17 protein-coding genes are annotated in these 21,043 nt (G+C 71.9%); 11 read left to right on the forward strand and 6 right to left on the reverse strand.

Going from position 1 to position 21,043, the window contains the following annotated elements; all coding sequences use genetic code 11:
- Positions 1-12: 12 nt before the first annotated feature.
- Positions 13-1,044 (forward strand): ABC transporter ATP-binding protein, encoded by a 1,032-nt coding sequence (locus NFR49_RS00690; protein ID WP_251157789.1) that lies wholly within the window; start codon positions 13-15, stop codon positions 1,042-1,044.
- Positions 1,041-2,081 carry an ABC transporter ATP-binding protein gene (locus NFR49_RS00695; protein ID WP_251157790.1) on the forward strand — a complete coding sequence of 347 codons (1,041 nt, stop codon included), beginning with the start codon at positions 1,041-1,043 and terminating at the stop codon, positions 2,079-2,081. Before NFR49_RS00690 ends, NFR49_RS00695 begins: the two co-directional genes overlap by 4 nt.
- A 118-nt stretch (positions 2,082-2,199) precedes the next feature.
- On the opposite strand, the gene NFR49_RS00700 is transcribed toward NFR49_RS00695, so the two are convergent.
- Positions 2,200-3,783 carry an ABC transporter substrate-binding protein gene (locus tag NFR49_RS00700; protein ID WP_251157791.1) on the reverse strand — a complete coding sequence of 528 codons (1,584 nt, stop codon included), beginning with the start codon at positions 3,781-3,783 and terminating at the stop codon, positions 2,200-2,202.
- A 234-nt stretch (positions 3,784-4,017) separates the two neighbouring features.
- On the opposite strand from NFR49_RS00700, the gene pepT reads away from it, so the two are divergent.
- From pepT to uvrB, 6 genes are all read left to right on the forward strand, one after another.
- Positions 4,018-5,262, forward strand: coding sequence for a peptidase T (gene pepT, locus NFR49_RS00705; RefSeq protein ID WP_251157792.1), 1,245 nt, complete (start codon positions 4,018-4,020; stop codon positions 5,260-5,262).
- A gap of 56 nt (positions 5,263-5,318) precedes the next feature.
- A complete protein-coding gene (locus NFR49_RS00710) occupies positions 5,319-6,365 on the forward strand; it encodes a zinc-binding metallopeptidase family protein (protein ID WP_251157793.1) in 1,047 nt (348 codons plus the stop codon).
- A 190-nt stretch (positions 6,366-6,555) separates the two neighbouring features.
- On the forward strand, positions 6,556-6,966 hold the full coding sequence (locus tag NFR49_RS00715; RefSeq protein WP_251157794.1) for a zinc-ribbon domain-containing protein: 411 nt from the start codon (positions 6,556-6,558) through the stop codon (positions 6,964-6,966).
- Positions 6,967-6,980: 14 nt separating this feature from the next.
- Positions 6,981-7,655 carry a dephospho-CoA kinase gene (locus NFR49_RS00720; RefSeq protein ID WP_251157795.1) on the forward strand — a complete coding sequence of 225 codons (675 nt, stop codon included), beginning with the start codon at positions 6,981-6,983 and terminating at the stop codon, positions 7,653-7,655.
- Positions 7,642-8,805 (forward strand): lytic transglycosylase domain-containing protein, encoded by a 1,164-nt coding sequence (locus tag NFR49_RS00725; protein WP_251157796.1) that lies wholly within the window; start codon positions 7,642-7,644, stop codon positions 8,803-8,805. Before NFR49_RS00720 ends, NFR49_RS00725 begins: the two co-directional genes overlap by 14 nt.
- Before the next feature lie 13 nt (positions 8,806-8,818).
- The gene (gene uvrB / locus NFR49_RS00730; RefSeq protein ID WP_275557122.1) at positions 8,819-11,059 is read left to right on the forward strand and encodes an excinuclease ABC subunit UvrB; all 2,241 of its coding nucleotides are present in this window, start codon (positions 8,819-8,821) and stop codon (positions 11,057-11,059) included.
- Positions 11,060-11,068: 9 nt separating this feature from the next.
- Here the strand turns inward: uvrB and NFR49_RS00735 are convergent, their stop codons facing one another.
- From NFR49_RS00735 to NFR49_RS00755, 5 genes are all read right to left on the reverse strand, one after another.
- On the reverse strand, positions 11,069-11,350 hold the full coding sequence (locus tag NFR49_RS00735) for a PTS sugar transporter subunit IIB (RefSeq protein WP_135977653.1): 282 nt from the start codon (positions 11,348-11,350) through the stop codon (positions 11,069-11,071).
- Positions 11,351-11,456: 106 nt separating this feature from the next.
- Positions 11,457-13,172: an NAD(P)/FAD-dependent oxidoreductase gene (locus NFR49_RS00740; protein ID WP_251157797.1), complete on the reverse strand. Its 1,716-nt coding sequence runs from the start codon at positions 13,170-13,172 to the stop codon at positions 11,457-11,459.
- A gap of 62 nt (positions 13,173-13,234) precedes the next feature.
- Complete coding sequence (locus NFR49_RS00745; protein WP_275557123.1) at positions 13,235-14,500, reverse strand: aminoacetone oxidase family FAD-binding enzyme; 1,266 nt, start codon at positions 14,498-14,500, stop codon at positions 13,235-13,237.
- Between the two features lies 1 nt (position 14,501).
- Positions 14,502-15,434 carry an Mrp/NBP35 family ATP-binding protein gene (locus NFR49_RS00750; protein ID WP_251157798.1) on the reverse strand — a complete coding sequence of 311 codons (933 nt, stop codon included), beginning with the start codon at positions 15,432-15,434 and terminating at the stop codon, positions 14,502-14,504.
- A gap of 166 nt (positions 15,435-15,600) precedes the next feature.
- Positions 15,601-16,347, reverse strand: a complete 747-nt coding sequence (locus NFR49_RS00755; RefSeq protein WP_251157799.1) for an SDR family NAD(P)-dependent oxidoreductase — start codon at positions 16,345-16,347, stop codon at positions 15,601-15,603.
- 257 nt (positions 16,348-16,604) lie between these two features.
- Between NFR49_RS00755 and NFR49_RS00760 the strand changes: the two genes are divergently transcribed.
- The 3 genes from NFR49_RS00760 to ybaK all read left to right on the forward strand — a co-directional run bounded on the left by NFR49_RS00760 (position 16,605) and on the right by ybaK (position 21,042).
- Entirely contained in the window at positions 16,605-17,516 is a 912-nt protein-coding gene (locus tag NFR49_RS00760) for a transporter substrate-binding domain-containing protein (protein WP_251157800.1), read from the forward strand.
- 72 nt (positions 17,517-17,588) lie between these two features.
- Positions 17,589-20,483 (forward strand): excinuclease ABC subunit UvrA, encoded by a 2,895-nt coding sequence (gene uvrA / locus NFR49_RS00765; protein ID WP_251157801.1) that lies wholly within the window; start codon positions 17,589-17,591, stop codon positions 20,481-20,483.
- Between the two features lie 49 nt (positions 20,484-20,532).
- Complete coding sequence (ybaK, locus tag NFR49_RS00770) at positions 20,533-21,042, forward strand: Cys-tRNA(Pro) deacylase (RefSeq protein WP_251157802.1); 510 nt, start codon at positions 20,533-20,535, stop codon at positions 21,040-21,042.
- Position 21,043 lies beyond the last annotated feature (1 nt).

Here is a 21,043-nt window from a genome sequence, read left to right on the forward strand (position 1 = left end):
GAGGGAGGTCCCATGGCATCGGACACCCAAGACAGGCAGGGCGGCCCGGGAGGGCCGCTGCTCGAGGTCGACGGCCTCTGCGTGACGCTGTTCACCGACGCCGGCGAGCTCAAGTGCATCCAGGACCTCTCCTTCTCCATGCGCCGGGGCGAGACCCTGGCCGTGGTGGGTGAGTCCGGCTGCGGCAAGTCCATGACGGCGCTGTCCATCATGGACCTCATCCCCAAGCCCCCGGCGAAGATCGTGGCCGGCCGCATCCTGTTCGAGGGCACCGACCTCGTGCAGCTCCCCGACGACCGGATGCGCGACTACCGCGGCAACGAGATCTCGATGATCTTCCAGGAGCCCATGACGTCGCTCAACCCGGTCATGCTCTGCGGCAAGCAGATCGCCGAGGGGCTCCTCGTGCACAACCCCGACATGGCCAGGGCCGAGGCCGACGCCAAGGCCCTCGACATGATCCGCTTCGTGGGCATCCCCGCCCCCGAGAAGGTCTTCAAGAGCTACCCGTTCGAGCTCTCGGGAGGCATGCGCCAGCGCATCATGATCGCCATGGCCCTGGCCTGCGAGCCCGCCATGCTCATCTGCGACGAGCCCACCACGGCCCTTGACGTCACCATCCAGGCCCAGGTGCTCCAGCTCATCGACCGCATGCGCCAGGAGACCGGCACGGCCGTCATGCTCATCACCCACGACATGGGTGTCGTCTCCGAGATGGCCGACTGGGTGCTCGTCATGTACGCCGGCCGCCAGGTGGAGTACACCCGGGCCTCCGAGCTGTTCGCCCACCCGGCGCACCCCTACGCCCAGGGCCTTATCGACTCCATCCCCTCGATGGACGCCTCCGGCGAGCGCCTCTACGCCATTCCGGGCAACGTGCCCATGCTCAACGAGCTGCCCTCGGGCTGCCTGTTCAACCCGCGGTGCCCCTACGCCCGCGACATCTGCCGCCGCGAGGTCCCCGGCTTCACGCCGGTGGACGGCGACGAGGGCCACCGCGTGGCCTGCTGGAAGTACACCGACCGCTGGGAGGAGGGGCGATGACCGCCTTCACCGAGGGGGACCGCATCCTCGAGGTCCGCGACCTCGTCAAGCGCTACCCCATCAAGAAGGGCTTCTTCGGGACCTCCGACACGGTGGTGCACGCCCTCGAGGGCGTCTCGTTCGACGTGCACCGGGGCGAGACCTTCGCCATCGTGGGCGAGTCCGGCTGTGGCAAGTCCACCTGCGGCAAGTGCGTGCTCAGGCTCACGGACCCCACGTCCGGGTCCGTCAGGCTCGACGAGGTGGAGTTCACGAAGCTCTCCGGCGCCGAGCTCACCGAGGCCCGCAAGAAGCTCAAGCTCATCTTCCAGGACCCCTACAGCTCGCTCAACCCGCGCATGACGGTGGCCGACATCATCGCCGAGCCCATCGACATCGCGAGGACCTACAAGACGAAGGCCGAGCGCGACGCCCGTGTGGACGAGATCATGGAGGCCGTGGGCCTCGACCTCTCGTACCGCACCCGCTACCCACACGAGTTCTCCGGCGGCCAGCGCCAGCGCATCGGCATCGCCCGCGCCATCGTCCTCGAGCCCGAGATCGTGGTGTGCGACGAGCCCGTGAGTGCCCTGGACGTCTCGGTGCAGGCCAAGGTCATCAACCTCCTGGAGGACCTCCAGGAGCGCCTGGGCCTCGCCTACATCTTCATCAGCCACGACCTCTCCGTGGTCAAGCACATCGCCGACACGGTCATGGTCATGTACCTGGGTCACATGATGGAGAAGGCCTCCAAGGAGGCGCTGTTCGACGACCCGCTGCACCCCTACACCCGGGCGCTCCTCGACGTGGTGCCCACCATCGCGGGCGACCGCATACAGGACAAGCGGATCCTGCAGGGCGACGTCCCGAGCCCCACGCACCCGCCCCAGGGCTGCTGCTTCCACACGCGCTGCACCTCGTGCATGCGGGTGTGCGAGGGCAGGGTCCCGGCGGAGCTGGAGCCCAGGCCCGGCCACGTGGTGGCGTGCCACCTCTACGACGAGGGCCTCACGGCCGAGGAGCGCGAGCCGGCCGGCCTGAACCCGGCGGCCAGGTAGCGCGAACACGGCCCGAAGACAGGGAAGGGGCGGCCCCTCAGGACGAGGGGCCGCCCCTTTCCATGTGGGACAGAAGTGCCCGGTTGCTGGGACAAAAGTGTCCGGGTGTTGGGACGGGCTAGGCGAGCATGTTGGTGAACTTGAAGTCGTACACCCGGTAGACGCCCGAGAAGTCCGCGTCCTTGAGGTAGGGGGTCTGGGGCCAGTCCACGGGGATTGTGCCGAAGTCCACGTTCACGAGCTGGTTGTCGGCCTGCAGCGTGAGGTCGGTGCGCTGGCCCTCGTCCATGGTGGCCTCGGCCTTGTCCACGAGCTCGTCGAAGGTGGGGGAGTCGTAGAAGGAGCTCCTCTGGGAGGCCTTGGAGGCGTAGAAGAACGAGCGCATGTGCTCGGCGCCCACCCAGCAGAGCGTCGTCCAGGTGATGAGGGTGCAGGGGAGCGAGCCGGCGGCGCGCTGGTCGATCCACATGGCGTCATCGATGACGTTGATGTTCGCGGTCACGCCCACGGCGCGCCAGTACTCCTGGAGCGCTGTGGCCACCTGCTCGTCGCGGGAGCGCACCGGGAAGTCGAAGGAGAGCCCGGTGGCGCCGGCCTCGGCGAGGAGCTGCTTGGCCTTGTCCGCGTCGTGGGGGAGGGTCTCGAGGGTGTCGTCGTGGCCCTCCTCGCCCGGGGCGCAGAACTGCGTGCAGGGGGCCGAGGCGCCGTGGAGCACGGTCTCGCAGAGCTCGTCGCGGTCGATGGCCAGCGACAGGGCCTGGCGCACGCGGGCGTCCTTGAAGGCGTCCTCGTGGAGGTTGAGGTTCACGAAGCGCGTGGAGGCCGGCGTGTAGTCGACGATGGAGCCGGCCACGGCCTCGTCGTCGACGTACTGGTCGTAGAGGGTGGGGGCGAGGTTCACGAGGTCCAGCTGCCCCGCCTTGAAGTTCATGACCAGGGTGTTGGGGTCGTCCACGTACACGACGTCGATGCCGTCGATCTTGGCGGGGCCGTCGTGGTAGTCGGCGAAGGTCTCGAGGGTGAGGCCCGTGGCGCTCTCGGCCGTGAGCTTGAAGGGGCCGGTGCCCACGAAGTCCGTGCCGGTGCCCCACTTGTCGCCGGCGGCCTCGCAGGCCTTCCGGGGGTAGATGAGGGCGTAGAACTCGGTGAGCATGGGGAGGAAGACGGCCGTGACCTCGGAGAGCTGCATGGTGAAGTGGCGGTCGTCCTGCACGGTGAGGCCGGCGAGCTCGGTGGTCTTGCCCTCCATGACGTCCTTGGCGCCCACGATGGTGTCGTAGACGTTGGTGGAGGGGTTCTTGGTCTCGGGGAGGAACATGCGGGTGAAGGTGTACTTCACGTCGTCGGCCGTGAGGTTGCCGCCGTCGTGGGTGGGCAGCTTCTCCTTGAGCTCGAAGGTGTAGGTGAGCCCGTCGGCGGAGATGTCGGGCATCTTCGTGAGCAGCACGGGCTCCATGTCGAGGTTCTCGTTGAACCTGATGAGCGGCTCGCAGATGGACTCGGCCACGCCAATCTCGTTGGAGGTGTTGGTCTGCAGGTCGAGGGAGGCCTTGGGGTTGGCGCAGCCGTAGCGCAGCACCTTGCCGCCGTCGTTGCCCGCGCCGCCGCAGCCCGCGAGGGTGGCGGCGGCACCGGCGATGGAGGCGGCGGCGCCGAGGCGCACGAAGCCGCGGCGCGAGATCGGGTTGTGGGAGAGGGGCATCGTTTCTCCTTCCGGAGGCCGGCTTCGCCGGCATCGGGCGCCCTCGGGCGGGCGCGTCGGTCGTCTGTAAACCTACCAAAACAATGGGGGTCTCATACACGGGGGCCGCGTCGCCTCGAGGGCACCAGACCGGGCCCCTCCCGGGGGGCTGCGATTCGCCCCATGTTCTCGTCGGCAGATAGCTGAATGGGCGCTAAAATTACCGGTGCCACGACAGGGGTGAGAGGAGCGTCCTTGGGAGACATCGCAGAACGGCTCGTGCGCTACTGCACCGTCGCGTCCCAGTCCAGCCCGGACGGTGCCGGGGCGGTGCCGTCGACGCCCTCCCAGCACGCCATGGCGGCCCTCCTCGGCCGCGAGCTCGAGGAGCTCGGCGCCGAGGACGTCTCCGTGGACGCCCACGCCTACGTGACGGCCCGCTGGCCCGCCTCGCCGGGCCGCGAGGGGCTGCCCCGCCTAGGCCTCTGCGCGCACCTGGACACCGCGTGGCAAGCGGCCGGCGACCCGGTGCGCCCGCGGGTGGTGCGCTACGGCGGCGGCCCCCTCGTCATGGGCGAGGTGGACGGCGAGACGGTGGCCGTGACCCCCGAGGAGGAGCCCGTGCTGCTCGGCCTCGCGGGCACCGACGTCGTGGTGACGGACGGCACGTCGCTCCTCGGCGGGGACGACAAGGCCGGCATAGCCGAGATCATGGCCTACCTCGAGCGCCTGGCGGCGGACCCCGCCATCCCGCACCCGCCCCTGGCCGTGGCCTTCGTTCCCGACGAGGAGATCGGCCACGGCGCGGCCCTCCTCGACCTCGACGCCTGGGGTGCCGCCTGGGCCTTCACGATCGACACCGGCCCCCTGGGCGAGGTCACCCTCGAGACCTTCAACGCCTGCGACGCTCTCGTGGAGGCCCGCGGGCGCGCCGTGCACACCGGGTGGGCCAAGGGGGTGCTCGTGAACGCCTGCGAGGCCCTCGCCGCCTTCCACGGGCTGCTGCCCGCCGCCGAGCGCCCGGAGCACACCGAGGGGCGCGAGGGGTTCTACCACCTCGTCTCCATGGAGGGGGAGTGCGAGCGCGCGCACGCCCGCTATATCGTGCGCGACCACGACCGTGCGGGGTTCGAGCGGCGTCGCGACGTCATGGCGGCCGCCTGCGACCACGTGAACCGCGCCATGGGGGCCGGGACGCTCTCCGTGTCGTTCAGGGACACCTACCGCAACATGGGGGAGGAGGTCGGCCGGCACCCCGAGCTCGTGGAGGCCGCCTTCGGCGCGTTCCGCGACGCCGGCGTGGAGCCCTCCGCGGTTCCCATGCGCGGCGGCACCGACGGCGCGCAGCTCACCTTCCGGGGGCTGCCGTGCCCCAACCTGTCGGCCGGCTACCACCTCGCCCACAGCCGCCGCGAGTTCGTGCCCGTCCGCGAGATGGAGGTCATGGTGGACGTCCTCGAGCACCTCGGGCGCCGCCTCGGCTCCCTGCCCGGCGGGTGAGGGCGCGGCCGGGCGCACGTGACGGGGAAGAGAGAAGAGACCTTACTGGGGGACCAATGGAATTCACGGTGGACAAGGACTACCTGCTCGAGACCTTCGCGAGGCTCATCGGCTGCGACAGCCCCGTGGGCTACTACCGCGAGATGGAGCCGCTCATGACCTCCCTGGTCGCCGAGCTCGGCCACCACGCCTTCCGCGACCGCAAGCACACCGTCTACGTGCGCGTCCCGGGCCGCGACCGCTCGCGCACGGTCTGCCTGGGCGCGCACCTGGACACCATCGCCCTGGCCGTCTGCTCCGTCGAGGAGGACGGCACCCTGCGGGGGCGGCACCTGGGCGGCGTCAACTTCAGCTCCCTCGAGGGCGCGAGCTGCCGCGTCATCTGCCGCGACGGCACCAAGATCGACGCCGTGGTGGAGTTCGACCACCACTCGCCCCACGTGTGGGCCGACGCCAAGAAGGGCCGGGAGCGCGACGAGGACACCATGCGCATCCACCTGCTCGAGGACGTCGCCTGCGCCGCGGACGCCCGCGCCCTCGGCGTGACCCCCGGCGCCGTGGTGGCCTTCGAGCCCGAACTCGAGATCCACGACAACGGCTTCGTACTCTCGCGCTTCGTCGACGACAAGGCCTGCGTGGCCTCGCTCCTCGGCCTGCTCAAGTGGTTCGGCGACACGGGGAGCACGCCCAACTGCGACATCCTTCTTGCCTTCCCGTTCTACGAGGAGGTGGGCTGGGGCGGCGCCTACCTGCCCGACGACATCGAGGCCTACGTGGCCCTCGACATCGCCCTCATGGGGCCCGAATACCCCGGCACCGAGCACGACGTCGCCGTCATCGCCGACGACTACCACGGGCCTTACGACTGGGACCTCACCAACGCCGTGGTGGAGGCCGGCCGCCGCGCGTTCGGGACGGCGCCGGAGCTCCAGAACGCCAAGCTCTACTCCACCGACGCCATGGGGGCCTTCCTCACGGCCAACGACGTGGCGGCCGCGGCCTTCGGCCCGCTCACGCGCAACACCCACGGCCGCGAGCTCACCCACGTGGACGCCATGGTGAAGGTGCAGCAGCTGGCCGCCTCCTTCGTGATGCACTGCTAGGCCCGGCTTCGGACGCCCCCGGCGCCCCCGGCCCCCGTCGGCCGGGGGCGCCGTCCCGTGCAGGGGACCCGAAGCCTCTGTGAGGGTGCCCGGGACGCGTCGCGGGCGCGACGGCCGCGGGGTAGGATAGGGGACTGCGCATACGACGCGGGCGGTCCCGGGCCGCCCGCCATCGACGGGAGGCGGCCCCATGGCCAAGGGAGACTTCGACAGGCGGGTCCAGGAGTTCATGCAGGGGCGCAACGGCCCCGACGATGTGACGCGGGTGTGCACGTGGGTCGCCCTCGCCCTCATCGTCGTCTACCTGTTCGTGCCGGCGTGGTGGCTGTCCGTCGTGGCCCTCGCGCTCATCGTCTACGGCTGGTGGCGCATGCTGTCGCGCGACGTGGCCGCACGGGCCCGGGAGAACGAGCGCTTCATGGGCCGCCTCGGGCCCCTGCGCCCCTGGGTCTCGTCGCCTGTGGGCACCCTGCGCGAGCGCCGCAGCCACAAGGTGCTCACCTGCCCCCAGTGCGGCCAGCGGCTGCGCGTGCCGCGCGGCAAGGGCAAGGTGCGGGTGCGCTGCCGCCGCTGCGGCACCACCTTCGAGGGCCGTTCCTGAGGGCGGGGGAGACCATGAGGACCGTGTTCCTGGTGGGCGGCACCGCGTCGGGCAAGTCGTGCGTGGGCCGCGTGCTCGAGTCCCTGGGCGCCGAGCGCATCGACCTCGACGACGTGTCGCGAGAGGTGTTGGCCTCCGACGACGCCTGCGTCGAGGAGCTCGTGGACGCCTTCGGCCCCGAGGTGGCCCTGGGCGGCGCGCTGTTCGATGAGGAGGGTGGCCGCTGGGTGTCCTGCGACGGCTCCTGGTCGGTGGACCGCGCCGCCCTCGCCCGGGCCGCCTTCGCGACGCCCGAGGGGGCGGCCCGGCTCGAAGCCGTGGAGCTGCCCTACATCCGCGAGCGGCTGGCCGACCGGCTCACGGCCGTCTCGTGCGCCTCGTCGCGCCCCGCCACCTGCGTGGTGGAGGTGCCGCTGCTCGACCGTGTGGAGGACCTCCTCCCCCTGGCCGACGACGTGGTGTGGGTACGTACGGGCAAGGACCGTCGCCGCGCGCTCGCCGAGGGGCGCGGCATGGACGGCGGGGACTTCGACGCCCGGGTGAAGGGCCAGCCCACCGACGCCTACCTCGAGGCCCGGGCCACGGCGGTCATCGACAACGACGGCGACCTGGCGACGCTCGAGCGCCGCGCCCGGGAGTGGTGGGTCGCCAACGGCTTGGAGGGAGGAAGGGACCATGGCTGCAGCTGAGGGCTGGACGCCCCGGCGGGACAACCCCTACGCGGGCCCCGGCGACGAGGGCCTGGACGGCGTCGCCGACGGCGCCGTCCCCGCGCCGGCCGACCCCGGCGCCACCGTGCTTTCCTCCGCCCAGGCCACCGCGGCCGTGGACCCCGACGCCACGGTCATGGCCCCGTCCGCGGACGACCTCGGCGCGACGCGCCTCGCGGCCGCGCCGGACACCGTGGTCGTGGCCGACCCCGGCGCCACCCGCGTCCAGGCCCCGGCTGCCGGCGGCGCCCCCGCCGTGGACCCGACGGTCTACTCCCGGGCGGCCGCCCTCGAGCGGTCCTTAGGCACGGCCGGCCCCACCGAGGCCCGTCCGGCCGCCGCCCGCGCCGCTGCGCCGCCCGCGCCGCCGGCCGACCTCCAGCGCGCCCGGGCCGCCCGCGAGCTCCTCGACCGTCAGGGCGCCGCCTGGGACGACGGCACCTGGGAGGGGCCGTCCCGCGGCAGGCGCCGCCGTGCCCCGTCCGGGGGAGCCGCGTCCAAGGCGTCCGCTTCCAAGGGGCCCCTCGGGCGTCGCCGCCTGCGGTTCTGGCGCTGGTTCCGCACCGTTCCCATCCTGCTCATGGTGCTCATGGGGGCGCTCTCCGTGGCCCTGGGGCTCCTGCCAGGCGCGGCGATCCGGCACTGGCTCTACCCGGTGCACTACGCCCAGGCTGTGCAGGACTCCGCCGAGCGCCACGGGGTGGATCCGTCCCTTGTGGCCGCGGTGATCAAGAGCGAGTCCAACTGGGTCTCCACGGCCCGGAGCGGCGCGGGTGCCGAGGGGCTCATGCAGCTCATGCCGGCCACGGCCCGGGAGCTCGCGGACCGCGGCATCGTCGATGGGAGCGTCTACGACCCCGACGACCTCTCCGACCCGGCCACCAACATCGAGTACGGCACGGCCTACCTCGCCACGCTGCTCGACTCCGCCGGCTCCACCGACAGGGCCGTGGCGGCCTACAACGCCGGCCCCGGCGCGGCGAGCGCCTGGGGCGGGGGCGACTCGGACTTCAGGGACGCCATCGAGTTCCCCGAGACCCGCCTCTACCTCGAGAAGGTCACGGAGGCCTACGAGCAGTACCGCGCACTCTACCCCGACGGCCTCGTCGACGACGCCGTCACGCGATAAGGGAGGCAGCCACATGGACCAGGGAGACACCGGCCGCGGCCGCGTGGGCGCCGGGCTCGTCCGCTTCGGGCGGGAGGGCGGCAGCCCCGACTTCTCCGTGCAGATGCCCTACGAGCCCGCGGGCGACCAGCCCCAGGCTATCGAGAGGCTCGCCCGCGGCGTCGAGGAGGGCCTGCGCTACCAGACGCTCATGGGCGTGACCGGCTCCGGCAAGACCTACACCGTGGCCAAGACCATCGAGAAGATCAACCGCCCGGCCCTCATCCTCGAGCCCAACAAGACGCTCGCCGCCCAGGTGGCCGCCGAGATGCGCGAGATGTTCCCCGACAACGCCGTCGTGTACTTCGTCTCGTACTACGACTACTACCAGCCCGAGGCCTACGTGCCCCAGAGCGACACCTACATAGAGAAGGACGCCTCCATCAACGAGGAGGTGGAGAAGCTCCGCCACCAGGCCACGGCCAACCTCCTGTCGCGCCGCGACGTCATCGTGGTGGCGTCGGTCTCCTGCATCTACGGCATCGGCTCCCCCGACGACTACGCCGGCCTCGCCCCCAACGTGGACAAGGAGGTGCCCCTGGAGCGCGACGACTTCATCCGCAACCTCCTGGCCGTGCAGTACGACCGCAACGACCTCGACCTCCAGCGCGGCATGTTCCGCGTGCGCGGCGACTCCGTGGACGTCTTCCCGCCCTACGCCGAGCACCCCCTCAAGGTGGAGTTCTTCGGCGACGAGGTGGAGCGCATCGCCGAGGTGGACGAGCTCACCGGCGAGGTCATCCGCGACTTCGACGCGGTGCCCATCTGGCCGGCCTCCCACTACGTCACGGAGCGCCCCAAGGTCAACCACGCCCTCAAGACCATCAACGACGAGCTCATCGCCCGCGTGGGCGAGCTCAAGGCCGCCGACAAGCTCCTCGAGGCCCAGCGCCTCTCGGAACGCACGGCCTACGACCTCGAGATGCTCGAGACCATGGGGTTCTGCAACGGCATCGAGAACTACTCGCGCCACCTGGACGGCCGCAAGCCCGGCGAGCCGCCCTATACCCTCATCGACTACTTCCCGAGCGACATGGTGTGCATCGTCGACGAGAGCCACGTCACGGTGCCGCAGGTGCGCGGCATGCACGAGGGCGACCGCTCCCGCAAGGTGACCCTCGTGGAGCACGGCTTCCGCCTGCCGTCGGCCCTCGACAACCGGCCCCTGCGCTTCGACGAGTTCGAGGCCCGCATCCCGCAGTTCATCTACGTCTCGGCGACGCCCGGCGACTACGAGTGCTCCGTGAGCCAGCAGGACGTGGAGATGATCATCCGTCCCACGGGCCTGCTCGACCCCTCCATCGACGTGCGCCCCGTGCGCGGCCAGATCGACGACCTCACGTCCGAGATCCGCGACCGCGTGGCGCGCCACGAGCGCGTGCTCGTGACCACGCTCACCAAGCGCATGGCCGAGGACCTCACCGACCACCTGCTCGACCAGGGCATCCGCGTCAACTACATGCACTCCGACACCGCCACGCTCGACCGCGTGGACATCGTGCGCGACCTCCGCCAGGGCAAGATCGACGTGCTTGTGGGCATCAACCTGCTCCGCGAGGGCCTGGACATCCCCGAGGTGTCGCTCGTGGCCATCCTCGACGCCGACAAGGAGGGGTTCCTCCGCAACCGGCGCTCCCTCATCCAGACCATGGGCCGCGCCGCGCGCAACGCCGACGGCCAGGTGATCATGTACGCCGACACCGTCACCGACTCCATGCGCGAGGCCATCGACGAGACCAACCGCCGCCGCACCCTCCAGAAGGCCTACAACGAGGAGCACGGCATCGTGCCCAAGACGGTGCGCAAGGCCGTGAACGACATCTCGGGCTTCATCGAGGAGGCCGACGCCTCCGTGGGCAGGCGCAGCCGCCGCCACGGCAGCGACGGCGACGAGCTGGGCCACGGCGAGTTCTACACGCCGGGCACGGCCCCGGGGGAGAGCAAGGCCGCCCAGGTGGCCGCCGAGCTGGCGGAGCTCCCGCGGGAGGAGGCCGAGGCGGTGCTGGCCTCCCTGGAGGAGGAGATGCGCGCGGCGAGCGACGCCACGGACTTCGAGCGGGCCGCGGCCCTGCGCGACCAGGTGGTGGAGCTGCGCGCCGCCCTGGAGGGGACCTCCGAGGACGCCGTCATCGCGAGGCTGCGCTCCGGCGCCCGCAAGGGATCGGCCCACGCGTCGCGCAAGCGCCTCGGGGGCCGGAGGAACCCCCGGCGCTAGGGTAGGGCCCTAGCGGGAGATGGCCTTGACGAGCTCCTCGAGCTCCTCCTCCTGGCCGATGCCGGTGAGGAAGGCCACGCCGTTGAAGACCGGGGTGGGGAAGCTCTCGTCGGTCTTGACCACCGAGATGTAGGCGTCGGCGCCGCGCAGCGCCTGGCGCAGGTTCTTGATCTCGACCGCCTGCACGTCGGCCTCGACGCCGCGGGCGTCCAGGAGGTGGCGCACCTTGCTCGCCACGGTCTGGGACGTCGCCACGCCGGAGCCGCACGCCACGATGATCTTTGCCGCCATGCTCGTTCCTCCCATGCCGCCGGCGCCGGGGTCACCGGCGCCGGCCGTCGTCTCTGTGTAGGGTTGTCCGCGCCCGCCGGGCGCCGCCGTTGCGGGGCCGGGCCCGTCAGGCGTTCAGGATGCGCCCCGCGACGGCCATGGCGCAGCCCACGCCGTCGGCCGCCGCGCTCATTATGCCACCTGCATAGCCGGCGCCCTCGCCCACGGGGAAGAGACCGGCCACCGAGACGCTCTCGTAGCCCTTGTCGCGCACCACGCGCACCGGCGACGAGGAGCGCGTCTCCACGCCGGTGAGCACGGCCTCCGGGTCGGCGAAGCACCGCAGCTTGCCGGCCATGGCGGGGATGCCCGCCCTCATGGCGTCGAGCACCGTCTCGGGCAGGAGGCCGTCGAGCGACCCCCAGGTGACGCCGCGGGGGTACGTGGGTGCCACGTGGCCCGGCCCGGAGGAGGGGGTGCCGGCCAGGAAGTCGCCCACGAGCTGCGCCGGCGCCCGGAACGCCCCGCCGCCGGCGGCGTAGGCCGCCTGCTCGCAGCGGCGCTGGAGGGCCACGCCCGCCAGCACGTCGTCGCCGGGGAGGTCGCCCGGGTTGACGTTCACGAGGATGCCGGAGTTGGCGTTGGCCCCGTCGCGCGCGGCCAGGCTCATGCCGTTGGTGACCACGCCGTGGGCCTCGCTCGCGGCGGCGACCACGTAGCCGCCGGGGCACATGCAGAACGAGTAGGCGGGGGCCGCGCCGCGCACGTGCGACACGAGCTTGTAGGGGGCGGCCCCGAGCAGGGGGCTGCCAGCGGCCGGGCCGTACTGGCAGCGGTCGACGTCGGCCTGCAGGTGCTCGATGCGCGCCCCCATGGAGAACGTCTTGCGCTCCATGGCCACGTCGAGGTCCCGCAGCAGCTCGAAGACGTCGCGGGCCGAGTGGCCGCAGGCGAGCACCACGCATGAGGCGGCGAGGGTCTCGGTGCGCTCCGGCCCCGGCGCCCCCACGGGCGCGTCTGGCGAGGGGTCGGGCCGCCCCTGTCGCCAGGCGAGCTCCACGCCGGTGACCCTGCGACCGGTGCCGGAGCCCTCCACCCGGAGGCCCGTGAGGCGGCAGCGGTGGCGCACCTCGCCGCCCAGGCGCTCGACCTCCTGGGCGATGTGGGTCACCACGCGGGGGAGCACGTCGCTGCCCACGTGGGGCTTGGCCTCGAACAGGATGCGGGGGCTCGCGCCGCCGGCCACGAGGGCCTCGAGGATGGCGCGGTGGTAGGGGCTCCTCGTGCCCGTGGTGAGCTTGCCGTCGGAGAAGGTCCCGGCGCCGCCGAGGCCGAACTGTATGTTGGACTCGCAGTCGAGCTCGCCCGTGCGGTCGAACCGGTCGATGAGGGCGGTGCGGCGCGCGGCGTCGTCGCCGCGCTCCACAAGCACGGGGCAGAGGCCCTGGCGGGCGAGGGCCCAGGCGCAGAAGAGGCCTGCGCAGCCGGCGCCCACCACCACGGGGCGCTCGCCGTCCGAGAGGGGGGCGCCGGAGACCAGCGGCACCGGGTTGCGGTCGGGCTCCACGACCTCCACCTTGGGTCCGCGGCCGCGGCGCCCGATGGAGGACAGGAGCGCCCGCTCGGAGTTGGTGCCGCCGCGCATGAAGCAGCGCACCGTGTAGACCACGGTGATGGGCCTGCCGCGGCGGGCGTCGATGGAGCGGCGGCGGATCTCGAGGGAGGCAATGGCGTCGGGTGCGATGTGGAGCCGCTTCTGGGCAGCCTTCCGGACCGCGGCCATCTCGTCCCCGGCACGCTCGAGGTCGCGCAGCGGGACGGAGATGTTGGGGACTTCGATCATGGGGCCTTCCTGGGCAGGGTGGTCGTTTCTCCCCTTGTTCCCATGTTTTCAGGGGAGCGGATTCAGGGGAGCAGCAGGCTTGAGAGGGCGCATCGGCCGGCCCTCAGGCCGGAGAGCCACGCGAAGGCGAGGTTGTACCCGCCGCAAGGGCCGTCCACGTCCAGGGCCTCGCCGCAGACGGAGAGGCCGGGCACGGAGGGCACGGCCAGGGTGGCGCCGTCCACGGCCGAGGCGGCCACGCCGCCGCGGGTGACCTGGGCGGTCTCGGGGTGGGCGAGGCCCGTCACCGAGAAGGGCAGCGCCTTCACGAGGGATGCCATGGCCCCGGCCGGGTCGTCGGAGCCGGACGCCTCGCGGGCGAGCACCTCGGCCACGGCGGGGTCGATCAGGCCGTCGGCGCCGTGGGGCCTGAAGCGCGGGCCCACGAGCGAGGCGACGTCGTCCAGGGAGGTCTCGGGGGCGAGGTCCACCTCCACGGCGTCCCCGGGCAGGGCCTGGCGCGAGAGGTCGAGGGACACGATGCCCGAGAGCGCGCCGCTGCGGAACAGCACCTCGCCGCGTCCCTCCCAGACGGGCGACCCGCCGCGCAGGAGCCGCACGGCGCCGCGAGCACGGCGGCCGTCCAGGGCGTCGGCGAACGAGGGCGCCACGGCCACGGGGCAGAGGACGGGGGAAGTGGGCGTCACGTCCACGCCGAGGGGCCGCAGGGCGTCCTGGGAGCCGCCGCCGGCGGCCCAGACGAGGCGCCGGCAAAAGAGCGTCCGCCGGCGCCAGCCGGCGGCGCCGCCGTCCTCGCGGAAGCGCTCCTCGTACCCCACGCGGAACCCGCCGTCCGCGACCTCCACGGCGGTGACGGGGCGCATGGTCCCCACGACGGCGCCGGAGGCCGCCACGGCCTGCAGCAGGACCGACCTGACGGAGCCGGCCGCGCGGCTGCGCGGGTAGATGCGGCCCTCCTCGTCGTCCCAGGCGAGGCCCAGGCCGCCGAAGAGGTCGAGGACGTCGCTCTCGGGGGTGGGGCCCATGGCGGCCCTCGCGAGGGCGGGGTCGTTGTAGCGGTCGGGGGAAAGGTCCGCGTTGGAGAGGTTGCACCGCCCGTTGCCCGTGGCGAGGATGGGGGCGCCGGCCCGCGGCCCGGCCTCGAGGCAGACGACCGACGCCGCGCCGGCCCCCTCGCGCGCGGCCGCGAGGGCGGCGCAGAGGCCGGAGGCGCCGGCCCCCACCACGCAGACGCCGCAGGAGTCGGGGACGGCCTGGGAGGCGGCCTCCCTGCGGGCCACGGCCCGGGCGTGGAGGCGGCGCCCCTTGGGGGAGCCGGCGCGGGCCACCTCAGACCTCCTCGGGGGTCATGTCCACGGTCTCCCCGGCGGCCGGCTGGGGCACCGCGCCGTAGGCCGCCTCGTAGCGGGCGTCCATGGCGGCGATGTCGGGCACGGGGGCCGGGTCGTCCCCCAGGGAGAGCACGCGGGCCACGGTCTTCGGCAGGAAGTCGGCGGGCAGGCACCGGGCGAGGTCGCCGGCGTCGCAGGCCGCCGCCAGGGCCGGGTCCTGGGGCAGGCGGTCGAGGGCGGCCACGCCGGCGAGCTCGCTGTCCCGCTCCAGGTGGGAGGGGCCGAACACGTCGATGCGCTCGCCGCAGTGGGGGCAGGTGGCGTAGCCCATGTTCTCCACGAGGCCGAGGACGCCCACGCCCATCTTGGCGGCCATCTTGACGGCCTTGCCCACGATCATGGACACGAGGTCCTGGGGCGTGGTGACGATGACGGTGCCGTCCACGGGGAGGGCCTGGTAGACCGTGAGGGCCACGTCGCCGGTCCCCGGGGGCATGTCCACCACGAGCACGTCGATGGGGCCCCAGGAGGTCTGGCTCCAGAACTGGCGGATGGCCCCGGCCAGCACCGGGCCGCGCCAGAGCACGGGGTCGTTCTCGTGGGCCAGGAGCATGTTGGCGCTCATGACCTTGATGCCGAGGGGCCCCACGGCCGGCAGGAAGAGGTCGCCGATGGTGGTGGCGTGCTGCCCGCCCAGGCCGAGCATGCGGGGGACCGAGGGGCCGGTGATGTCGGCGTCGAGGATCCCCACCTTGAGGCCCCTGCGGGCGAGCTCCACGGCGAGGCTGCAGGAGACGAGGGACTTGCCCACGCCCCCCTTTCCGGAGACCACGCCCACCACGCACGCCACCTCGGAGAGGGGGTGCTGCTCGAACCTCTGGGGCGCGCCGCCGTCCCTGTCTGTGGAACCGTCCTTCTTGGAGCAGGCCATGGGCCCTCCTTCACTGTCGCGGTGTGTTCACTCGGCCCATTCTACTTCCGTCCGGGCGCGCCGCCCCTCCCGGCCGCGGTCCGGCGGGCCCGAGAAAAAGAAGGCCCGGCACCCCGGAAGGGGGTACCGGGCCCGGGAGTGGCGCCGCCGCCCTCTCGGGGCAGGGTTAGAACAGGGCGCCGCCGTCCACGGAGACCACGGTCCCGGTGACGTAGGAGGCCTTGTCGCTCGCCAGGAAGCAGAAGACGTCCGCCACCTCCTCCGGCGTGCCGGGGCGCCCCATGGCGATGCCCTGGGAGATGCGGGCCACCACCTCGTCGGGCAGGGCGGCCACCATGTCGGTGGCCGTGACCCCGGGCGCCACGGCGTTCACGCGGACCCCGGCGGGGGCGAGCTCCCGGGCGAGGGACTTGGTGAGGCCGTTGACGGCGAACTTCGAGGTGGGGTAGCCCACGCCCGATCTCTGGCCGTAGAGGGAGACCATGGAGCTCGTGTTGACGATGGAGCCGCCGCCCTGGGGCACCATGATGCGGGCCGCCGCCTGGCACCCGTTGAACACGGCGGTCACGTTGAGGTCCATGGCCTTCTGGAACTCCTCGGGGGTGTAGTCGAGCAGGGGGGTGGACTGGGAGATGCCGGCGTTGTTGACCATGACGTCGAGCCGGCCCCACTCGGCCACCACCTCGTCGAGGGCCGACGCCACGGCCGCGGCGTCGGTGAGGTCGGGGGCCATGCCCATGACGGGGGCGTCCCCGTCCTCGGCGCGGAGGGTGGCGAGGGCGGCGTCGACGGTCTCCGGGCGCGAGCCCCAGAGGGCCACCTTGGCCCCCTCGGCGAGGAACGCCCTCACGCAGGCGAGGCCGATGCCGCGGGTGCCCCCGGTGACGACGCAGACCTTGTTCTCGAGAAGCATGGGTCTTCCTTTCTTGTAGGGCCCCGCTTCAGGGGCCATCGGTTGAAAGTATGACAAAATGCGGACGGCCGCGCCGCGTTCCCGCCGCTCCGCCCGGCCGTTGCGGACCGATCGCGCAGTACCTGAAGATGTCAACGTCCGTGCTTTCAGAGGGAAAAAGGCAACCAGTGACGTTGACTTCGATTTCAAAGAGGTTTAGGCTGCTTTTAAGGATAAATTAAGCGTCTGTCCCGGCGGCGCTTGGAAGAGGGGGCTCGATGACACAGACCGGTCGGCCCCTCGGCGGGGCGCCCCTTCTCGAGCGGCCCATGGGGCGCCGCGCCTTCCTGCGCTCCTGCATCGCCGGCGCCGCCGCCCTCGTCGGCACGGCCTCCCTGGCCGGGTGCTCCGGCATCGAGGGCTTCCTCGAGCCCCCGGCGGTCGCCCAGGCGGCCTACCGCGTGGGCATCGACTGCGCCCACCCCGCCTACGAGATGCTGGTGGACCCCTCCGTGGACCGGTCCCTCCCCCTGGAGAACCGCGACTACAACGTCAGCGGCTTCGACGCCTTCTTCCTCAGTCGTGTCTCCGAGGGGCTCGGCTGCCGCCCGCGCATGGTCGACGTCGACCACGCCGACCTCGCCGACTACCTCAAGCGCGGCTACATCGACGTGGCCGTCTCCTCGGTGTTCAACGGGTCCCGCGACACCGGCATCGCCTTCTCCGACCCCTACGCCGCGGTGGACCTCGCCGTGGTGTGCCGGGCCGACTCCCGCTTCGCCGGGGCCACCTCCCTGGAGGCCCTCGAGGGGGCCCGCATGGCCGCCCGCTCCGACACCGACCTCGACCGGGCCATCGCCCAGGTCCCCGGCGCGGTCCACGTCTCCCCCTACGGGTCCCGCACCTACCCCTGCCTCAAGGTCGCCTCCGGCGAGATCGACGCCACCGTGGTCGACCGCCGGGGCTTCGAGCAGTGCGCCGGGGTCTTCCCGGAGCTCGTGGTTGCCCCCATCCCCCCTGCCCAGTGCCCCCGGGCCGACGAGGGGTCCCTGCGCATCGCCGTGCGCCACGACGACACCGCCTTCCTCGACAGCCTCAACCGGGTCATCGCCGGCATCACCGACGAGGACGCCTCCCAGATGTGGAGGGATGCTAAAGAGGTCTCTCCCCGCACCCTCCTCGAGGTCTGAAACGTACAATTGTTCGATTGAGCGCCATGGCGCCGTCATCGAACAGCTGCACGTGAGGGGGAGGTCCGCCCAGTGGCATCCAACGCGATCGTCATCCGCGGTGCGCGGGAGCACAACCTGAGAGACATCGACGTCACCATCCCGCGCAACGAGCTCGTGGTCATCACCGGCCTCTCCGGCTCGGGGAAGAGCTCCCTGGCCTTCGACACGATCTACGCCGAGGGCCAGCGTCGCTACGTTGAGAGCCTGTCCAGCTACGCCCGCATGTTCCTCGGCCAGATGGACAAGCCCGACCTCGACTCCATCGACGGCCTGTCGCCGGCCGTCTCCATCGACCAGAAGACCACCTCCAAGAACCCCCGGTCCACCGTGGGCACGGTGACCGAGATCTACGACTACCTCAGGCTCCTGTTCGCCCGGGTGGGCACGGCCCACTGCCCGGAGTGCGGGCGCGTCATCGAGCGGCAGACCACCGACCAGGTGGTGGACAAGGTCATCGAGGCGGCAGACGGCCGCCGGGCCTTCGTCCTGGCCCCCGTGGTCCTCGGCCGCAAAGGCGAGTTCGCCAAGCTCTTCGCCGACCTGCTCAAGGAGGGCTTCTCCCGGGTGCGCGTGGACGGCGAGGTCATGGAGCTCGAGGAGGGCATCAGGCTCGACAAGAAGTACAAGCACACCATCGAGGTGGTGGTCGACCGCGTGGTGGTGAGGCCCTCCTCGCGCAGCCGCATCGCCGAGGCCGTGGAGCAGGCCTGCCGCATCGCCTCCGACAAGGTGGGCGTCTACGTGCTCGCCCCCCGGGAGGCCGGCCCCGACGCCCAGGGGGAGCTGTTCCAGTACTCCCTGGCCCTCTCGTGCCCGGTCCACGGCCACTCTATCGACGACCTCCAGCCCCGGGACTTCTCGTTCAACGCCCCCTACGGCGCCTGCCCCGACTGCGACGGCCTGGGCATGCGCCGGGTGGTGGACGCCGAGGCCCTGGTGGAGAACCCCGACGCCGCCGTGGACGACGGGGTCTTCGGGAGCTTCTTCGGGCGCTCCAACTACTACCCCCAGATCTTCCGCGCCGTGGTGGCCCACTTCGGCGTGGACCCAGCCACCCCGTGGAAGGACCTCCCGGCCAAGGTGCGCCGGGCGCTGCTCGACGGCCTCGGGTCCACCAAGGTGCGGGTGGACTACCACACCCGCGACGGCCGCGACACCCACTGGCTCACCACGTTCTCCGGCGTGCGGTCGGTGCTCTTCGAGAAGTACACCGACTCCTCCAACGAGAAGGTGAAGGCGCGGCTCGAGAGGTACATCCGCGAGGAGCCCTGCTCCACCTGCGGCGGCGCCCGGCTCAAGCCCGAGTTCCTCGCCGTGACCGTGGGCGGGAAGTCCATCTGGGACGTCTGCTCCATGAGCTGCCGCGACTCCCTGGAGTTCTTCCAGGGCCTCGAGCTCGACGAGCGCCAGGAGTTCATCGGCGGCCGCGTGGTGCGCGAGATCGTGGAGCGCCTGCGGTTCCTGGTGGACGTGGGACTCGACTACCTCACCCTGGCCCGGGCCAGCGCCACGCTGTCGGGCGGCGAGGCCCAGCGCATCCGGCTGGCGACCCAGATCGGCGCCGGCCTCATGGGCGTGCTCTACATCCTCGACGAGCCCTCCATCGGCCTCCACCAGCGCGACAACGACCGCCTCATCCACACCCTCGAGCGCCTGCGCGACCAGGGCAACACCGTCATCGTGGTGGAGCACGACGAGGACACCATCCGCGCGGCCGACTACGTGGTGGACATGGGCCCCGGCGCCGGGGAGCTCGGCGGCGAGGTCGTGTGCGCCGGCACACCGGCCGAGGTCATGGCCTGCCCCGACTCCCTCACGGGGGCCTACCTGTCGGGCCGCCGCGTCATCGCGCTGCCCGAGGCCCGCCGCGACCCGGGCCGGGGAGCCCTCACCATCACGGGCGCCCGCCACAACAACCTCAAGGACGTCACCTGCTCCGTGGAGTTCGGCACGCTCACCGTGGTCACGGGCGTCTCCGGCTCGGGCAAGTCGTCCCTGGTCACCGACACCCTCGCCCCGGCCCTCACCAACGCCGTGCACCGGTCCCAGCGCCCCGTGGGGGAGTACGGCACCCTCGAGGGCGTGGAGGCCATCGACAAGGTCATCGACATCGACCAGGCCCCCATCGGCCGCACGCCCCGCTCCAACCCGGCCACCTACATCGGCCTCTGGGACGACCTCAGGGCCCTCTTCGCCTCCACGCCGGAGAGCCGCCTGCGCGGCTACTCGCCGGGGCGCTTCTCCTTCAACGTGCCGGGCGGCCGCTGCGAGGCGTGCAAGGGCGACGGTCAGATCAAGATCGAGATGAACTTCCTGCCCGACGTCTACGTGCCCTGCGAGGTCTGCCACGGCAAGCGCTACAACCGAGAGACCCTCGAGGTCACCTACCACGACAAGACCATCAGCGACGTACTCGACATGTCGGTGACCGAGGCCCTGGCGTTCTTCGGCGCCATCCCGCAGGTCCGCAACAAGCTCCAGACCCTCTACGACGTGGGCCTGGGCTACGTGCGCCTGGGGCAGCCCGCCACCACGCTGTCAGGCGGCGAGGCCCAGCGCGTCAAGCTCGCCAAGGAGCTCCACCGCCGCCAGACCGGCAAGACGTTCTACATCCTCGACGAGCCCACCACGGGCCTCTCGTTCGAGGACGTCCGCCAGCTCCTCGACGTCCTGCAGCGCCTCGTGGACGCCGGCAACACGGTGCTCGTGATCGAGCACAACCTCGACGTCATCAAGGTGGCCGACCGCATCATCGACCTCGGCCCCGACGGCGGCGACGGCGGCGGCACGGTGGTGGCCCAGGGCGCCCCCGAGGAGGTCGCGCAGAACCCGGCGAGCGTCACCGGGCGCTTCCTCGCCCCCGTGCTCGAGCGCACCCGCCTCTTCGAGGCGGGGGAGGCCGCCTCGTTGGAGGCGTCCCGTTAGGGGTACCCTCCGGAGTGCCTTGTGTGATCTCGGGGAGGGGGGCGCCACCATGGCACGGCGCGACAAGGGGCCGACCAAGACCAACGCCATGCGCGAGCTGGACTCCGCGGGCATCGCCTACGAGGCCCGCGAGTACGAGCACGGCGACGGAGTCCCCGGCAGGCACCTGGGCGACTCCGTGGCCGCGGCGCTGGGGGAGGACCCCGACGCCTGCTTCAAGACGCTGGTCTGCGAGGAGCCGTCCGGCGGCCACGTGGTCTGCTGCGTGCCGGTGTCGTGCGAGGTGGACCTCAAGAAGGCCGCGGCGGCCGCGGGCGTCAAGCGCCTCGAGCTCGTGCCGGTGGCCTCCATCGAGCGTCTCACGGGCTATGTTCGTGGAGGGTGCTCCCCTGTGGGCATGAGGAGGCCGTTCCCCACTATCATCGATGAGGCGGCCACGCTCTTCGACTCCGTCGCGGTGTCGGGCGGCCGCCTGGGGCTGCAGCTCGTGCTCGACCCCGCCGACCTCGTGGCCTTCACGGGGGCGCACCTGGCCGACATCACGCGTGAGGGGAACTGAG

Origin of the sequence: Caniella muris, assembly GCF_943193035.1 — a bacterium.
Lineage (GTDB): Bacteria > Actinomycetota > Coriobacteriia > Coriobacteriales > Atopobiaceae > Granulimonas > Granulimonas faecalis.

Excerpts from the sequence above, each read along its gene's own strand:
- NFR49_RS00690 (WP_251157789.1), top strand. The coding sequence starts at position 13 with ATGGCATCGGACACCCAAGACAGGCAGGGCGGCCCGGGAGGGCCGCTG.
- NFR49_RS00695 (WP_251157790.1), top strand. The coding sequence starts at position 1,041 with ATGACCGCCTTCACCGAGGGGGACCGCATCCTCGAGGTCCGCGACCTC.
- NFR49_RS00700 (WP_251157791.1), bottom strand. The coding sequence starts at position 3,783 with ATGCCCCTCTCCCACAACCCGATCTCGCGCCGCGGCTTCGTGCGCCTC.
- NFR49_RS00710 (WP_251157793.1), top strand. The coding sequence starts at position 5,319 with ATGGAATTCACGGTGGACAAGGACTACCTGCTCGAGACCTTCGCGAGG.
- NFR49_RS00715 (WP_251157794.1), top strand. The coding sequence starts at position 6,556 with ATGGCCAAGGGAGACTTCGACAGGCGGGTCCAGGAGTTCATGCAGGGG.
- NFR49_RS00720 (WP_251157795.1), top strand. The coding sequence starts at position 6,981 with ATGAGGACCGTGTTCCTGGTGGGCGGCACCGCGTCGGGCAAGTCGTGC.
- NFR49_RS00725 (WP_251157796.1), top strand. The coding sequence starts at position 7,642 with ATGGCTGCAGCTGAGGGCTGGACGCCCCGGCGGGACAACCCCTACGCG.
- uvrB (WP_275557122.1), top strand. The coding sequence starts at position 8,819 with ATGGACCAGGGAGACACCGGCCGCGGCCGCGTGGGCGCCGGGCTCGTC.
- NFR49_RS00735 (WP_135977653.1), bottom strand. The coding sequence starts at position 11,350 with ATGGCGGCAAAGATCATCGTGGCGTGCGGCTCCGGCGTGGCGACGTCC.
- NFR49_RS00740 (WP_251157797.1), bottom strand. The coding sequence starts at position 13,172 with ATGATCGAAGTCCCCAACATCTCCGTCCCGCTGCGCGACCTCGAGCGT.
- NFR49_RS00750 (WP_251157798.1), bottom strand. The coding sequence starts at position 15,434 with ATGGCCTGCTCCAAGAAGGACGGTTCCACAGACAGGGACGGCGGCGCG.
- NFR49_RS00755 (WP_251157799.1), bottom strand. The coding sequence starts at position 16,347 with ATGCTTCTCGAGAACAAGGTCTGCGTCGTCACCGGGGGCACCCGCGGC.
- NFR49_RS00760 (WP_251157800.1), top strand. The coding sequence starts at position 16,605 with ATGACACAGACCGGTCGGCCCCTCGGCGGGGCGCCCCTTCTCGAGCGG.
- ybaK (WP_251157802.1), top strand. The coding sequence starts at position 20,533 with ATGGCACGGCGCGACAAGGGGCCGACCAAGACCAACGCCATGCGCGAG.